Below are 16,802 nucleotides of genomic sequence, written 5' to 3' on the forward strand. Positions count from 1 at the left end.
GAGCCCAACTTGTTTAATAGTTTATTGTGATTTCACAGGTTAAAATCCTATTTTGATATCTATTAATAATAAAAATATGAGATTCGGCGTTTATGCATTCAAAGTTTCTTTCCAGTTTAAGATCGCATCATCATTCACGACGTTTAGTGGATAGACTTTTAATTCATTGTCTTTGAAAGGAAGGGCACTTTGCGCACAGTAGGCGGCGATCATTGCCCATCTAGGGTGCTTGGACTTATTCTGATTAGACTTGTGGAGTAAATTACAGTGAAAGAACAAGGTGTCACCCGGTTTTAATTCCACCTTAACCAATTCGTGATGTTTGAGGGCTTCCTCGACAAAAGTCATATCGGCACCTTTTTGGTCGCCCGCTTTTAAATGATTAATTCGACCTATATGATGTGAGCCTTTTAATACCTCCAAGCAACCGTTTTCTTCAGTCGCCTCATTGATCGCGATCATACAACTGACCAGCCTTGGATATAAATGATAATTATCTGTTGCCCAATATCCGTAGTCCTGATGCCATTCCCAAGCGCCGCCAACAAACGGTTCTTTAATCATTATTTTTGTGGTTGTATGCAAGACTTGCTCATCAAGAAGGTCAGTAGCAGCATCAACTAGTCTTCTGCCGCGTGAAAACATGCTGTATAGGTCATTCCCTAGCTCTTGCCATAAGCTGACCTTACTAATGGTCCCACTTGCATCGGTTTTATCCCATGCATTTTTGTAGAGATTGTCATCGTTAAACGCTTTTTTCTGTAATTTATCAATCTCAGTTTCTGAGTAATAATTTCTGATAATCAAGAAGCCATTGTCTAGAAAGTCTTGTTGTTGCTCATATGTAAGGGCTTTTAAGTCCATAAATCGGTCTCACTTGTCAATAATGTATAACTTTATTTTGTTAACAATATTGTAATAAGAGTTTTAATTCGGCAATCTATTATTTATATAAGTATGATAAATTTATATATAAATTTAGTGAGGCGGTAATGGAAAGAAAACGACAATACTCAGCACCTGCAGTAGAAAAATGTTTAGATGTCTTGGAGTATCTGAGCTGTCAACAAGTACCTAAAAATCAAAAAGAGATTGCGAACGCTGTTAATCGTTCACCCAATGAAATATATCGCGTGTTAACCAGCCTCGAGGCTAGAGGGTATATTGTTCGCGAGGTGTCGGGTAGTTATCGAGTATCTTTGAAATTATACAACCTATCACGAAGCATTTACCCAATTGAGCAAATCAGAAGAATTGCAATGCCATTTATGGACGAATTTTCTTTCAAGTTTGGCGTTTCTTGTTATCTGTGTATGCTATATCAATCACAAACAATGGTGATTATTCACGCGAGAGGGTCTTTACCTGTGTCACTCAATCTCGCTGAAGGCGCATTATTATCGACAGTCAATACAGCATCTGGCAATGTACTATTAGCAAATTCCCATCCTAGCGTTCAAAACATGTTGTACGCCAGAAGTTCTGATTACCGCAGCCTGAATGAGCGCGAACAGGCAACTCTTAGGGAGAAAGTGAATCAGATTTCGACCGAGGGGTATACAAAAACAATTGGTGCATTCGGTGAGGGAGTGTATAGCTTTGCTACCTTAATTGGTAACTCTGAAAATGCAATCATAGCATCATTAGGTATGTCATATTTGAACGATAAGACACACTCTACTAAGGTTGAAAATGGTTCGAAAGAAAAAGATTTAATTCAAGGACTTTTAAAAACAGCGAATAAAATTAATTCGTTGTTGTAGCTAGGTTGATTGGCTCACACAATCAATGTGAGCCAATCAATGCTTAGGTATTTAGAATGAAAGTAAGTTAGCTAAAGCAAATTGACTTTGTTCAACTGCGCTAATGATGTGAGTATCCAAACAAAGTTGGTCTCCATAATAATCGTTATCGTAATTACAGCTTTGCTCTTGCTTTTCGCTTGCATTGTCTGCTTTTCTTTTTGTTGTCATATCTTCGTTGTGTATTTTCATGTTGCTATCCTTTTGAGTGCAAAAACACTTTATTTGTTGAAGTTGTGTTTATAATAATTTAAGTTTATTTGGAAATAATTATCTAAGATTTAAATTAATTATTTCAGGTTTTAAAATAATTAGCTGAGCACAATTTAAACTAAAAGATAGTTCTTATAATCAGAGGGAAGCACCCCAAAGGTAAACAAAGAGATGCTGTTATTGCGTCAGAAAAGTTGAAAGATTCCGCGCTATATAATAGATATTTTATACCTAAAGACAAAAAATGTGCTCTGCGTATAAATATGTATTTACTATTGTTTTCATCTTTTGATAGTTTGGCTTATACAATATCAATTACAGCCAAGCGTACATTAGGGATATCTCGGGTTGCTCTTAGGTGATGCTCATCATACTGTCAGTGTGCTTGAGCGCCTCCCTGTAGGCACCCATTCCGGCTGTTCCCGCACCGATTATTGCAATATCTACTTTTTTCACACTACTCATTCTGTCATCTCCATTTTTCAATTTGAAATTCGGTTTTAATCTTAGATAACGTAAATTTGCGTACTTCCTGAATAGTACTCATGTTTAAGATGTAAGTATTTACCGAGGTTTGCAATTTATAATTCCATTTATTGAAATTATCACTTAGAGTTTATGGAAAAGATGGACATAGATTTATTTTTAAGGAGTATTCGCATCGATAAGTTACAGAATATTAGAGTGTTTATTGAGGTTGCTAAGCAGGAAAGTTTTTCGAAAGCCGCTGAAGTACTTAATATGTCGGCGCCCGCGACTACACGAGCAGTTGCAGCGCTTGAGGATAGGCTCGGTATCAAGTTATTTAATCGTACCACTCGTATCGTTAAGTTAACAGAACCCGGCGCTCGCTTTCTACATGACACTGAAAAAGTACTCGAAGCACTGAACGAAGCTGAAGCAGCCGCAGCAGGTGTATACAGTAAACCAAAGGGTATTTTAAAGGTGACAGCGCCTATTTTGTTTGGTCAAAAACATATAATGCCTGTGATAGAGGAATACCTGAGGCTCAATCCAAAAGTTGCGGTAAAAGCGATGTTTTACGACCGTGTTACTAACTTGCTAGATGAAGAATTAGATGTGGCTATTCGAATCGGCCATTTAAAAGATTCATCACTTTATGCAGTTCAAGTTGGCGAGGTTCGCCGAATTGTTTGTGCATCTCCGCGCTATTTGAAACAAAAAGGAATACCAAAAACACCCGCAGAATTAAGTGAACACGACATTGTTTACCCTGCCACGTTTGAAAGTAAAACAGAGTGGGAATTTCAAAATCACGATAATAGTAAAAAGGAAACCATCAAACTGACACCACGTTTGCAATGCAACCAAAATGCAGCAGCCCTCAATGCGGCAATTGATGGTTTTGGTATCACTCGCTTGATGTCCTATCAGGTAGGAGAAGAAATATTAAAAGGTAGTCTGCAACCAATTTTGACTGCATACGAAGGTCAACCCTTACCTGTAAGTATTGTTCACGTCGAAGGAAGACGAGCAAACGCTAAAATACGCTCTTTTATTGACTTAGCCGCTGAACGTTTGCGAAGTAATCCGTTTATTAATACTGCATATTAATTATTCATTTTATAAGTCTATCTTAAGTACAGTTGTGTTTGCGCTCGGCCTAGCGCTACATAATAATATTTCGTCTTTATTAGGGGTATACGATGGCGGAGAACTATAAGCGACTTCTCCAGCGCTAAGCTTACAAGCACACGAACCACAATTACCAACCCGACAACTAAACATGGCTTTTACGCCATTCTGCTTCGCTAATTCTAAAAGTGTCCCATCACTTGGTGTCCACTCCAAAGTCATGTCACTTTTGGTCAAATGGACAGTTGCTTTTTCAGCTACATCCTGTTTGTTAGCTTTATCATCGGTTATCGAACCTTGTCCAAAAAACTCATAATATATATTTGATTTAGATACGCCTGTATTGATCAAATCACTATAAATACTGCGCATAAAACCTTCTGAACCACATAGATAAAAATCATATTGATCAAATGGCAGGAGCTCTTTCAATAGTGTAATGTTAACTCGCCCTTTACTCACGCTGATATTTTCAGGTAAGCCCCACTCAATAGGACGTATACGAGAATATGCAATGTGCACATTTAACCAAGAATAGCATTTTGACATCGTGGATAATTCATTAGAAAAGATCATTGATTCTGCGTTTGCAGTTGAATGAATAAACCAAACGTCTTTTTTATCCTCTTGGTTTTCGTTTTCAATGACTAGCCCTTCTAACATCGCAAACATGGGTGTTATACCAACACCACCTGATAACAAAACGACCGTATGATTATTTTTAGCGATGGTGAACTGCCCATTGGGTTCGCCAGCATCAATCACGTCACCTATCTTTAACTCATCATGCAATATGCGAGAAACTAGGCCATGCTCTTCTCGTTTAACCGATATTCTGTATGCGTCTTTTTTATGCGCTCGAGATAGCGTATAAGCCCTTCTCAGCATGATGTTGTTAGTTTTATCAAACACACTGATAGGTAAAAATTGTCCAGGTGTGTATTGATTGATGTTTTTTGTTTTGTCAACAGGCGCTAAATAAAACGAGGATATTTGTTCACTTTCTTTTTGTTTATCTATAATTTGATATTGTAGTTGTCTATCAGTTTTTTCATCGGCAGTCGACCAAGTGCCAGTACTGTCTAATGAAGGTGACATTTCAACCAATTCGCCGACTTTCTCTAAGTAATTTTCTAGGTATATACTTTTGCGAATATTTACTGAGATGACGCGTTCAGCACCCGCAAATTTATGCTCAATCTCCTCATCCCAAATTATTTCTGCGTCTCCACAGAGAAATACTGCGTTACCTGTCGAAAAATCTGGCACATAAATACCGACTCTACCATCAGATTTTATATTGCCTAATGTATTGAAAAAGCGGTTTCCACTAAAGTCAGGAAAATAAAGAGTACTTCCTTCTACTTTGACAAAGCCGGGCTTTCCTCCTCGATGAGATGCATCGATACCGCAGCGTTCATCGCTTGTAAACTGCTTGGTCCGAGACGCAATAAAAAACGTGTCGGCATTGCTTATCAAGGTTTTGGCAGCCTCAGACAAATCCGAACTTAGTGCAAGGGAGTTATATTCTGATATTGCCTTTCGGTTTTCTGACCAGTCGAGTTGGCGCTTTTGAATATACTGGGGGCAATTCCCAAAACTTTGCTCAACAGAAACGCTAAATTGCTCGTCATCAATTGAGCTAATAATGCCATTCATGCGATTGCGACGACGGGTGTGTAACTCAATTCCCAATAAACCGATTTTTTTGTTCACAGTAAAATCAAGGTCAAGTATTTTAACTAGGTCGGGAAGCTTTTGGATGCTTAAGGTTTTCTCATCTGGTGACTGAATAAAGCCAGGATCGCCGAATAGAGGTAATGTCCACGGGTAGCCATTACGGTCAACTGCGCCCATAATAATAGAAATGAGCTTATTAAAAAAATCCCTATGCTGCTCGGGCATCGCTGGTCGAACGAAGCCTTCGCTGTATTTTGCAACCATGTCAGCTATTCCAAGCTTCTCTTGGATAGCAATCTCGGCACTATGAAATTGCGATTTTTTATTATCTGACATGGCGGTTTATCCTTTTCTTGCTTAATTTAAACTATATGATTTACGCTACAAGCTCTGCTGAACGTTTCATACCTACAAAGTTAGGATGCGCTTCAATTCTAGCTAACCATGCTCTAATAGCGGGGTAAGGTTCAAGCGAAACTCCACCCTCTGGCACGTGTGATATATAACTATAGCCCGCAATATCAGCAATGGTTATCGTATTCCCGACTAAAAAGCTTTGGTTTGTTAACAAGGGTTCTAACACTGTAAATAGTGAAATCGTTTTTTGCTTGGCAAGTTCGTAGTCTAAATCCATTCCGAATAGTTTAACTAGGCGCACAGCGCACGGACCATAAGCAATCTCACCAGCTGCGATGGATAACCAACGTTGAACTTCAGCTGCTTTTTCTGGCTGATCAGGATACCACTCATAGTCATCGTTATATTTTTTAAAAAGATACATGATGATCGCGTTCGAATCTGACAGTGTAAACCCATTGTCATCAATTGCAGGCACTTGCCCTAATGGACTGATCTTTAAATAATCAGGTGCTTTATGCGCACCGTTAGCCATATCAAGATCGATTGTTTCGTAAGGCAAGCCTAAGAATGCCAACATTAATTCCGCTCGATGACAGTGACCTGACAGCGGGTTTCTATATAGTTTGATTGTGCTTTTATTTTGCGAGAACTTGGTATTCATTGTTTATTCCTTGATTGGTTAAAATTGGTAATGCTGTTTATAAGCCTAATTCGCTTAAACTTGGTGTTTCGTCGGGTCGTCTTCCTAAAGGCCATTTAAATTTTCGCTCTTTATCTAAAATTGGGTGCTCATTGATGCTCGCAATTCGTCGTTGCATGAGGCCGTCTCCATCAAATTCCCAATTTTCATTTCCGTATGCTCTAAACCATTGACCTGAATCATCGTGATATTCATAGGCAAAGCGCACCGCAATTCTGTTTTCTGTATATGCCCAAAGCTCTTTTACTAATCGATAATCTAATTCTCTTGTCCATTTTCGAGTTAGCAGTGCCTCAATTTCTTCTCTACCTTGAACAAATTCTGCACGATTTCGCCAACTGCAATTTTCGGTGTATGCAAGTGCAACACGTTTGGGATCTCTGCTATTCCATCCATCTTCGGCTAAGCGAATTTTTTCCATCGCTGACGCTTTATTGAATGGGGGGAGTGGGGGTCTAGTCATTCTTTTATTCCTTTAATTTGTTTTGGTATTTGGTCACTAATTTAAGCTGCACAAAAGTCGTCAACGCTTGGAAAATCAATTTCTGTTTGCAGGGCGGAATTTAAATAATTAGTCAGGCTGTTAATTGCAACAAGGGTGATAATTTCGATGATTTGAGCGTCTGAAAAACCAGCTGAACGAACAGTAGTAAAATCTGCTTTGGATATATGTCCTCTTTGCTTGGCAACAGTTACTGCAAACTCCACAGCGACAGCCGCTTTTGCGTCTAAAGAAGTACCTCTTCGATTAATACATATTTCTTCATCACTAAAATTAAGTTGAGACTTAGCTAAAAAACTATGTGCAGCTAGACAATATTCACACTGGTTAACTTCTGCTACCGCTAGAGCGATGCGCTCTTTTATAGATGGCAACAATGTACCTTTATTTAATTGTGCGCTTATTTGCAGAAAGCCAATTAAACTCTCTGGGCTATTTGACATGAGTCGAAACAAATTTGGCACGCTACCTAAACTCTCTTCTATGGTTCTCAAAGCTTGTTGTGATGCTTCATGAGCCGATGGTATGTTTTGCGGTGTTTTTATTCTGGGCATATGTTTTCCTATCAATATTAGTTTTAATAAGGTTAAGTATATTGATATAAAAAAATTAATAATTGCTTTAAACGTAAATATATTATTTCAATTTGTGAAATAATATATTTGCTGATTTGCTCTTTGAAAGCAGGCAATAGCTTCATTAATGGCTTAATTTAGATTGTTTTGTTTGTCTCGACTTCTTTTTTCTTCATCGGTGGATGAAAAGATACAATAATCAGTTAGACTCGTTCTGGTGTGTTCGCCTTCAGTTTAGTCTGTGCTAAGTTCAAATAAATGCATCAAAATAGGTATAAATGAGCACGAAGCAAAGCCCATTAAACACACACTGTATCTATAAAAAAGCTGTTTAACATTGATGAAACAAATTTACTAAAACTTGATAATTCAATTAGCTAACAACCCACTATTAAAAAAGAAGCAAGCATGATTACCCACGAAACAAATGCGTTATATAGAGCAAATGAGACACGATACCAATCCATGCAGTATAAGCGTTGCGGTAACAGCGGTATTAAGTTACCTAAGATTTCACTAGGTTTATGGCAGAACTTTAGCCAAACGCACGCGCTTTCGAATGCACGCAATATGATTCATGCCGCATTCGATAATGGAATTACTCACTTTGATTTGGCAAATAACTACGGCCCTCCATATGGCAGTGCCGAAGAAACCTTTGGGCAAATAATGAAAAAAGACCTAATGCCTTACCGTGATGAATTATTTATTTCAAGTAAAGCCGGCTATGACATGTGGCCCGGTCCGTATGGAGATGGTGGCTCTAGAAAATACTTGATCGCGAGTTGTGATCAAAGCTTAAAGCGTTGTGGTTTAGACTATTTCGATGTGTTCTATCATCACAGAATGGACCCAGAAACACCGATTGAAGAAACCATGCGCGCGCTTGATTATATCGTAAGGTCGGGCAGAGCACTTTACGTTGGTATTTCCAACTACCATGCCGAGGAAACTCAAAAGGCGATTGAAATTTTAAATGCCTTAGGTACTCCGTTGCTAGTTCATCAGCCACGCTACAACTTATTCGATCGATGGATCGAAAACGGTCTCACTGATGTTCTGCAAACCAATGGCGTTGGCTCAGTTGTGTTTTCTCCGCTTGCACAAGGCTTACTCACTGATAAGTATTTGCATGGCATTCCAAAGGAGTCTCGTGCTGCCAATGACAACATTGTGCATTTTGGAAAAGATAACATTACTCAAGATAAACTAAATAAAATTACTGCGCTTAATGAGCTTGCCCAAGAACGCGGTCAGACCTTGGCGCAAATGGCAATAGCTTGGACGTTGAGAAACACGGTTGTTACTTCTTGTTTAGTTGGGGCGAGCTCTGTTGAACAAATATTGAGTTCGATAGAAACTCTGAAGTTTGCAAGCTTGAGTGACTCAGAATCGAAAAAAATTGATCATATTCTATATGGGCCTTAAAGCAGTAAATATGACCAATCTTTTAGAAAGCTTTGCTTATCATCATTGTCTAAAGCGGGTTTATTGTTTTTAGTTTTTCCTCTATCAACGCTTGATTAACTTCATCATCGTACTCTGGGTTGAGCTTTGTGGGAATAGGGGCATTAACACTGTCCCGCCATTCGTTTAATTTGGCTTTAAGTCTATCTAGTTGCGCGGGAAATGTAGCAGCTAAATTATTAGTTTCACCAACATCATTTGAAAGATCATATAGCTCGTATTCATTATTTTCAAAGTAATGAATCAACTTCCAATTCTCGCTTCGCATTGCGCTTCCAGGACGGGTTCTAAATAACGGGTCTTGTCCTTGATCTGTTTTACTATTATGCGCTTGAAGGTAAACAGGGAAGTGCCAAAATAAATCTCGTTTTAAGACTGGTTCTTGCGCCAGTAACAATTTACTTATATCAACGCCGTCCAATAATATATCTGTTTGCCAATTATTTGCGATGCTGATTAATGTAGGAAAAAAATCGGCATTGATAACAGGTGTCGCGTTATCGCTTGGTTTAATCTTGGTTAGCCAACTCACCAATAATGGTACTCTCAACCCTCCCTCATAGTATGATCCCTTACCGGCCCTTAGGGGAGAAGGGAAGTTTGACATCTTGTAACCACCGTTATCAGATGTAAAAATAACAAGCGTGTCTTTTCTTAAACCTTCAGTTTCCAACATTTCTAGTATTCGGCCTACGTTTTTATCCATATGCTCTACCATTGCCGCATAAGTTGCTTCCTTTTTATTCGTTACCCCCTTTTCTACATACTTTTGCACCAAGTCTTCATCTGCTTGAAACGGAGTGTGCACACTGTAGTATGGAACGTATGCAAAGAACGGTTGGTCTTTCGAAGACCTTATCCAGTCAATGACTTCGTTTGTCAGTCGACGGGTTAAGTATTCTCCGTTTGGACCATCTTTTATGTTTGGCAATTTGTAAGGGCTATAGTAGTGAAAAGTCATTCCATTGCCGCTCCCAGCTACGTTTTTATCAAAGCCTTGGCTATCGGGATCTATACCTAAGTGCCACTTGCCAAAGTGGCCTGTAGTGTAGCCTGATTTCTTTAGGGCTTCTGCTAAAGTGTAGGCTTCGGGGGGCAGTCCTCTCACATTTTTTACGGGAATTAATTTACGTGTTTGGGCATCTCCTCTCGTTGATGGAGATACTGTATAAATGCCATGACGTGGGCCGTATTGACCTGTCATTAGTACCGCTCTACTTGGCGCACAATTCGCTGCACCAGCATAGGCATTACTAAAACGAATACTTTGTCTCGCAAGCGCATCAATATTGGGTGTTTCAAAAAACTCTGTAGTCTGGTTGTAACCAACATCAGCCCAACCTAGGTCATCCACTACAATCATAATAATATTGGGATTATCTGACTGTTGAGCAGCACTTGCACAGGCACTTAGAAGTATTATTGCAGCAACGCGGAGTATACCTAGTTTCATGGGATTTCCTTATTTGAAATATGGCATTTTTGTAATGCTCACAAAGTTAAAATTATGTTTATAAATTTTACCCGGGGTTGCAAATTTGATAACTTAAAATCAAATTATTACATAGTAAGTCAAATGCGCTCAATGAAAACTGTTGCTGTATTCAATAAATTATTGGTTATCCTATTTAGCTTACTCATGTTAAACGCTTGCCAATTTTTCCAAGCAAACACCTCAGAAATTCAAACCTTACCGAGCTGCGAAATTTATTTACACTGAGTATTTAACTGAACAAGGGAAAAAGGAGTCAATGCTTTTTAATCTGCAAAATGATCCTCAAGAATCAACAAATGTTGCACATAAAGCAGAATATAAAAATGATGTACATCACTTGTCAGCTAGGTTAAATAAATTTATTCGCCAAAGTGAAGCGTTTATACCTGACAACTAAAAGGGTTTTACCTAGACTTCCAATGTTCGATCACGCAGTAGTCCTGTGGTTGTAAAATAATGAATGGGCTTATTGCCACCATACAGAGGTCAAGCTTGGCACTTGCCATATAGAAAACAATATTTGGCATCTCTAGAGTGGCCTTGTCGAGCTTAGTATTGCGGTACCCGTCAAATGAGAAACTATAAGCGCCTATTGATAGGCCGTTTAATTTCGCAAATACCCATATCCAAAAGGTTTTCCTCACAATGCTCTATCCTTAGCTGTTAGCTCAACTGAACAGACTGTATTGCTTTCAAAGTTAAAATTTTCGATACGCTGGCGAATTTTTCAATCAAAATCAATCATGGATTTATAAACGGAACTTTTGGAATATTGTAAATTTTAAAGCTTTGGTTTATCAATTGAGATAAGTGAAAGGCAAAATTTACAAAAATCAAACAAAGCGTTGAAGATATTTGATTAATTTAATAACTTGCTAAACTGCATAAAAATCGATTTACGCTTTTATGCTTTTGAAAAACGAATAATAAGGGTAAAAAACTGATTTTTAAGTTTATATATAAATTGTTTAAAAAGCAATCATCGTGATTGAATTTGATTTGAAATGCTTGACTATGTTTTGTTAGGCGTTAATATGGCGTTACAAATGTAAATGAAACTGTAGTAACACAGCGGAGAGACGCAATAAATGTCTAGCAAAAAAGAAGACTTCAAACATGTGGATTATCATTGGGACGATACGTTTGCCAAGGGGCTAAGCGAAGTTGAGAGCTTAGTTTATCGTTCAAATATTTTGGGCGCAGACCAAAGGATTACTAATACGGGCGGAGGAAATACCTCGGCAAAAATAATGGAAACCGATCCTCTTACAGGTGAACAAGTTGAAGTGTTGTGGGTGAAAGGCTCAGGCGGTGACTTAAGAACTGCAAAGCTAGAAAACTTCTCTTCGCTCTATCAAGGTAAGCTAAGTGCTTTGGATGAAACATATCAAGCGCGCGATGATAAAGGCTACAAGTCTGCAGGCGAGGATGCGATGATTGGTATGTACAAACATTGTAATTTTTGTTTGAACCCACGAGCATCATCAATTGATACGCCTTTACACTCAATGATTGCTGATAAGCACGTTGACCACCTGCATCCAAATGCTGTTATTGCAATTGCTTCATGTAAAGACCAAGAAGCCCTTACCGAAAAGGTTTGGGGCGGTAAAATGGCATATGTTCCTTGGATGCGTCCAGGGTGGGAAGCAGCACTAGTTTGCGAACAAGCCTATGCTGATAAGCCTGATAGTATTGGAATCTTGCTAGGCCAACATGGTCATACCAATTGGGAATCTGAAAGTAAAAGCTGCTACGAAACGTCTCTTTGGGTAATTGAAACTGCGGCAAGGTATATCGAAGAACACGATAAAGGTGAGCTTACCTTCGGTGGTCCAAAAGTCGACAGTTTATCTGAAAAAGATCGCACTGAACTTTTAACAGAATTCTTACCGGTTGCGCGCGGTATTTTGTCTAACAAAGTAAAGTTCATAGCGACAGTTCAATCTGACGAGACGGCACTTCGTTTCGTGAACAGTGTGGATGCTCCTCGTTTAGCAAAATTAGGGACCTCATGTCCTGATCACTTCTTGCGCACGAAAATTCAACCACTATATGTGGACTTCGATCCAGCCAATGACGACTTTGATAGTCTAGTCGCGAAGCTAAATGCTGGTATTGAGCAGTATCGAATTGAATACAGTGAGTATTATAACGCTTGTAAACGTGAAGATTCGCCTGCTATGCGTGATCCAAGCCCAACAGTCATACTAATACCGGGAGTTGGTATAATAGGCTGGGGAAAAAATAAGTCTGAGTCTCGTGTGACAACAGAGTTCTATAATTGTGCAATCGAAGTAATGCGCGGGGCTGAAGCGATTAGTGAGTATACTGCATTACCACAACAAGAAGCCTTTGATATTGAATATTGGGCGCTTGAAGAAGCTAAGCTTCAGCGTATGCCGAAAGAAGCGCCATTGGCTCGTGACGTAGTTGTGGTTGTAGGTGCTGGTGACGGAATTGGCAAAGAAACTGCGCTGAGAGTTGCTAGAGAAGGTGCCCACGTGGTTTGTGCTGACTTGCGTATTGATGCAGCTAAAGCAACGGCTGACGAATTAACGTCTATTTACGGACAAGGCATCGGCGTCGCGGGAACTGGTATTTCTGGTTGTGGTCCTGCTATTGCGATCGAAGTAGATATTACCAAAAGAGAAAGCGTTGAAGAGATGTTTTCTCAAGTCACTTTGGCCTACGGCGGTATTGATAAAGTAATTGTAACTGCTGGTGTGTTCTTAGCACCTGGGCAAGCAGGAATGAGTAATGATCAACAATTTGACGTAAGCTTTGCAGTCAACGTTAAAGGGGGTTATATAGTTGGTACCGAAGCTAATAAGATTTGGCAGGCTCAGAAACTTCCTGGTGCGTTGGTATTGACGACAAGTGTTAATGCTGCAGTTTCTAAGAAAGGCTCACTAGCCTACGATACCTCCAAAGCCGCGGCGAATCACTTAGTCCGTGAACTTGCAGTCGAGTTGGCGCCTTTAGTAAACGTTAATGGACTTGCTCCAGCGACAGTTGTCAAAGGTAGCACCATGTTTCCACGTGATCGTGTCATTGCTTCTCTTGTTAAATACAATGTTGAGCATAATAGCAGCGATTCTGACGATGAGTTACGCGATAAGCTTGCAATGTTTTACGCCCAGCGTACGTTAACTAAACAACCTATAACACCTGCAGATCAAGCTGAAGCAGCATATTTAATGGTGTCCGGCCAATTAAGCAAAACAACTGGGCAAATTATTAGTGTGGACGGTGGTTTACACGAAGCATTCTTGCGTTAGAAGTAGCCAAGTAATCGCGCGCAGCATTGCAGTTGCGCGCCGATAAATCAAAATTTTAGTTAGGAACAAACAGTATGACTCAAAATCGCATCGACAAGGCGTTCATCGCAGAACAGAATTCAAAAATCGAGACACATGTTCAAGAGGACTATGACGCTTTAGGTAGTAAGTTGGCGCGCAGCAATATCAATATTGATGAGATAACAGCAAAAGCAGAGTCTTTTCAGATCGCAGTGCCTTCATGGGGCACAGGCACTGGCGGAACCCGTTTCGCTCGTTTTCCAGGTGAAGGCGAACCTCGCAATATTTTCGAAAAACTTGAAGACAGTGCCGTTATTAATGATTTATCTCAGGCAACTGAACGCGTGTCTCCGCATTTTCCTTGGGATAAAGTAGATGATTTTAGTGAACTCAAAGCTTTTTCAGATAATCTAGGTCTTAAATGGGACTCTATAAATTCAAATACATTCCAAGACCAAGCTGGACAAGAACATAGCTTTAAATACGGTAGTCTAAGTAATACCAGTAAAGCGAGCAGAGACCTAGCGATTGCACACAACTTAGAGTGCATTGAATGGGGACAAGCGCTTGGCTCGAAAACACTAACAGTGTGGGTCGGGGATGGCTCTAATCACCCTGGGCAGCAACACTTTCAACATGCATTTGAACGCTATCTAGAGAGTATGAAGGAGATTTATGCAGGACTGCCTAGTGATTGGGAGCTGCATATCGAACACAAAATGTTTGAACCTGCATTTTACTCGACCATTATCCAAGATTGGGGCAGTAATATCCTTGCAGCAATGGAACTTGGTCCGCAGGCGAAATCATTGGTTGATTTAGGACACCATGCACCAAACGTGAACATAGAAATGATCGTCTCACGTTTGATTCAATTTAAGAAATTAGGTGGTTTCCACTTCAACGACTCAAAATATGGTGATGATGATTTAGACAGTGGTAGTTTGCATCCATATCAGCAGTTTCTAATTTTCAATGAGTTAGTTGATGCAGAGTACCGTAATCAAGAAGGCTTTGGCCCTAATTACATGTTAGACCAATCTCACAATGTAACTGATCCAATCGAGAGCTTGATGAACTCTGCAGCAAGCGTGCAACGTTCTTACGTAGCGGCTTTACTTGTCGATCGTGAAAAACTAACCGAATATCAAAACGATAACGATGCGATCATGGCAAGCAATACATTGAAAAATGCATTCAATCTTGACGTGTCTCCAATTTTACAAATGGCGCGTATACGCAAAGGTGGAGCAATTGATCCTATTGCTACTTATCGCGCATCAGGTTATCGCCAATCAGTTGCTAAAGTTCGTCCTAACAGCGGCGGAAATGGCTCTGGTATTGTGTAAACAAACTGACTTCGTTAATTTAAACTGACATACAATAATAAAAAGTTAATACGCAATAAGTATTAACAAATACGGAGAAATTCATGTCAACAGCAAAAGAATTTGAGACTACGCCCGTTACCCCAGATAAGCTGCAAGGGCCTAAACCCTTTGCGGCAAGCTACTCTGGGGAGCATGTCGCGGGGACAGAGTTTGTAATTGGTGCTTTGTTTGTCTCATGGGGTGTCGGAGCTGCTGATATTCTTATCGGTTTGTTATTTGGAAACTTACTTGCAGTGTTAACTTGGGGGCTGATAACCGCGCCAATTGCTACAGATACGCGGCTCACCCTATATGCTTATCTAGAAAAAATCGCTGGGCCCGGCACGATAAAACTCTATAGCGTCGTAAATGGAATATTATTTTGTGTACTTGCTGGCGCCATGATAACAGTCTCTGCCTCAGCAGTGCGTATTTTGTTCGGTATTGAAGACCAAGTTGGTTATTTACCCAGTGATTGGCGTTTTGTTCTCGTTGTTCTCGGGGTAGGGGCCGTTGTTGTTTTTATGGCGGTCAAAGGTTTTAAGAAATTAGCTGCCTTTGCAGAAGTGTGCGCACCCTGGATGATTTTGATGTTCGTTGTTGGTGCTTTAGTCATGATGCCCGTGACTGTTGCCGCGACCTCAGGCGTTGACGGTATAAGTAGCTTTAGTGATTTTCTAACTGTTGCAAGCGAATCAATATGGAAAGATACCGAAGGTGATATTGGAATATGGCATGTAATCGCATTTGCATGGGTTGCCAATCTTGCAATGCATGGCAGTTTAGGTGATATGACTTTGCTGCGCTTTGCGAAAAGCTCAAAATATGGTTACTTCTCAGCGTTAGGCATGTTCATTGGTCATTATATGGCCTGGATTTGTGCAGGTATTATGGGGGCTGGTGCGGCGATAATGCTCAATACAAGTATAACCGCAATTGATCCTGGTTCGGTCGCTTTCACTGCATTAGGTGCATCTGGTATTCTTGCTGTCATTATCGCGGGTTGGACAACTTCAAATCCAACCATTTACCGAGCTGGTTTGGCGTTTAGCTCTCTTAATCACGCTTGGGGAAGGACACGCGTTACAATAGTCGTTGGCATCATAACAACCATCATTGCTTGCTCGCCTTTTGTATTTTCTGGTTTACTGGGATTTGTTGGTTATATGGGATTATTACTTGCCCCTGTCGGTGCAATAATTGTCACAGAGCACTGGCTCTTTAGTAGGATTGGATTAACTCGATACTGGTCTTCGTATAAAGGCAATACAACTAATTGGGCAGCATTTATCACTTGGATAGTATCAATGGTCGTGGGGATTGCAGTTGAGCAAGTTGGCTTGTTACACTTGTTCTTTATACTGATTCCGCTATGGATCTTTTCTACGCTTTTATACATTGTATTAGCCTCAGCAATGGGTGCAAAAGAAAAATACCCGCAAGCTGTTGACGCCGAAAAAGCTGAAGAGGCTCGCAAAGCCGAAGAAAAAGTGTTCTTGGCAAATGAAGTGTCAAATAACGCTACCAATGTTAAACACACACCGCTTAATTCAAATATTGCAAAATATATGTCTTGGTTAGCTTTGCTCGCATGCGCTTACATGGGGTTAATGGCATATTTGAATCAAGAATCAAAAACGATCACCACGTGGCTAATCGTCCCCACCTTGGTTTATTTTGTGACAGCTACCTACGCTTATCTGAGTAATTCACAGACTGATGAAGAAGGCGTTTAGAGCG

General features: G+C 39.9%; 14 protein-coding genes. 7 read left to right on the plus strand and 7 right to left on the minus strand.

Going from position 1 to position 16,802, the window contains the following annotated elements; translation table 11 throughout:
- Positions 1-90: 90 nt before the first annotated feature.
- A complete protein-coding gene (locus tag KUL10_RS13100) occupies positions 91-864 on the minus strand; it encodes a phytanoyl-CoA dioxygenase family protein (RefSeq protein WP_110429391.1) in 774 nt (257 codons plus the stop codon).
- A 128-nt stretch (positions 865-992) separates the two neighbouring features.
- Here KUL10_RS13100 and KUL10_RS13105 point away from each other — a divergent pair, with 128 nt between their 5' ends.
- A complete protein-coding gene (locus tag KUL10_RS13105) occupies positions 993-1,763 on the plus strand; it encodes an IclR family transcriptional regulator (RefSeq protein WP_110429392.1) in 771 nt (256 codons plus the stop codon).
- A gap of 51 nt (positions 1,764-1,814) precedes the next feature.
- Here KUL10_RS13105 and KUL10_RS13110 read toward each other — a convergent pair whose 3' ends face one another.
- On the minus strand, positions 1,815-1,994 hold the full coding sequence (locus KUL10_RS13110) for a hypothetical protein (protein WP_110429393.1): 180 nt from the start codon (positions 1,992-1,994) through the stop codon (positions 1,815-1,817).
- A 648-nt stretch (positions 1,995-2,642) separates the two neighbouring features.
- Here KUL10_RS13110 and KUL10_RS13115 point away from each other — a divergent pair.
- Entirely contained in the window at positions 2,643-3,590 is a 948-nt protein-coding gene (locus KUL10_RS13115; RefSeq protein ID WP_199509242.1) for a LysR family transcriptional regulator, read from the plus strand.
- A 9-nt stretch (positions 3,591-3,599) separates the two neighbouring features.
- Here KUL10_RS13115 and KUL10_RS13120 read toward each other — a convergent pair whose 3' ends face one another.
- The 4 genes from KUL10_RS13120 to KUL10_RS13135 are packed head-to-tail and all read right to left on the minus strand — an operon-like array spanning position 3,600 to position 7,407.
- The gene (locus KUL10_RS13120) at positions 3,600-5,627 is read right to left on the minus strand and encodes a pyridoxamine 5'-phosphate oxidase family protein (RefSeq protein WP_110429394.1); all 2,028 of its coding nucleotides are present in this window, start codon (positions 5,625-5,627) and stop codon (positions 3,600-3,602) included.
- Between the two features lie 40 nt (positions 5,628-5,667).
- Positions 5,668-6,312 (minus strand): glutathione S-transferase family protein, encoded by a 645-nt coding sequence (locus tag KUL10_RS13125; protein ID WP_110429395.1) that lies wholly within the window; start codon positions 6,310-6,312, stop codon positions 5,668-5,670.
- A gap of 37 nt (positions 6,313-6,349) precedes the next feature.
- Complete coding sequence (locus KUL10_RS13130; RefSeq protein ID WP_110429396.1) at positions 6,350-6,814, minus strand: nuclear transport factor 2 family protein; 465 nt, start codon at positions 6,812-6,814, stop codon at positions 6,350-6,352.
- A 41-nt stretch (positions 6,815-6,855) separates the two neighbouring features.
- A complete protein-coding gene (locus KUL10_RS13135; protein WP_110429397.1) occupies positions 6,856-7,407 on the minus strand; it encodes a carboxymuconolactone decarboxylase family protein in 552 nt (183 codons plus the stop codon).
- Positions 7,408-7,836: 429 nt separating this feature from the next.
- Between KUL10_RS13135 and KUL10_RS13140 the strand changes: the two genes are divergently transcribed.
- Entirely contained in the window at positions 7,837-8,856 is a 1,020-nt protein-coding gene (locus tag KUL10_RS13140) for an aldo/keto reductase (RefSeq protein WP_110429398.1), read from the plus strand.
- Between the two features lie 49 nt (positions 8,857-8,905).
- Here the strand turns inward: KUL10_RS13140 and KUL10_RS13145 are convergent, their stop codons facing one another.
- Positions 8,906-10,348: a sulfatase gene (locus KUL10_RS13145; RefSeq protein ID WP_110429399.1), complete on the minus strand. Its 1,443-nt coding sequence runs from the start codon at positions 10,346-10,348 to the stop codon at positions 8,906-8,908.
- A gap of 298 nt (positions 10,349-10,646) precedes the next feature.
- On the opposite strand from KUL10_RS13145, the gene KUL10_RS18645 reads away from it, so the two are divergent.
- The 4 genes from KUL10_RS18645 (at position 10,647) to KUL10_RS13170 (ending at position 16,798) form a co-directional block, all read left to right on the plus strand.
- Positions 10,647-10,787: a hypothetical protein gene (locus KUL10_RS18645; RefSeq protein ID WP_158525387.1), complete on the plus strand. Its 141-nt coding sequence runs from the start codon at positions 10,647-10,649 to the stop codon at positions 10,785-10,787.
- Positions 10,788-11,478: 691 nt separating this feature from the next.
- Positions 11,479-13,671: a bifunctional rhamnulose-1-phosphate aldolase/short-chain dehydrogenase gene (locus KUL10_RS13160; RefSeq protein WP_110429402.1), complete on the plus strand. Its 2,193-nt coding sequence runs from the start codon at positions 11,479-11,481 to the stop codon at positions 13,669-13,671.
- A 74-nt stretch (positions 13,672-13,745) separates the two neighbouring features.
- Positions 13,746-15,041, plus strand: a complete 1,296-nt coding sequence (rhaI, locus tag KUL10_RS13165) for an L-rhamnose catabolism isomerase (RefSeq protein WP_110429403.1) — start codon at positions 13,746-13,748, stop codon at positions 15,039-15,041.
- Between the two features lie 83 nt (positions 15,042-15,124).
- On the plus strand, positions 15,125-16,798 hold the full coding sequence (locus tag KUL10_RS13170; protein WP_110429404.1) for a cytosine permease: 1,674 nt from the start codon (positions 15,125-15,127) through the stop codon (positions 16,796-16,798).
- Positions 16,799-16,802 lie beyond the last annotated feature (4 nt).

The organism is Glaciecola sp. KUL10 (genome assembly GCF_003203515.1).
Taxonomy (GTDB): domain Bacteria; phylum Pseudomonadota; class Gammaproteobacteria; order Enterobacterales; family Alteromonadaceae; genus Glaciecola.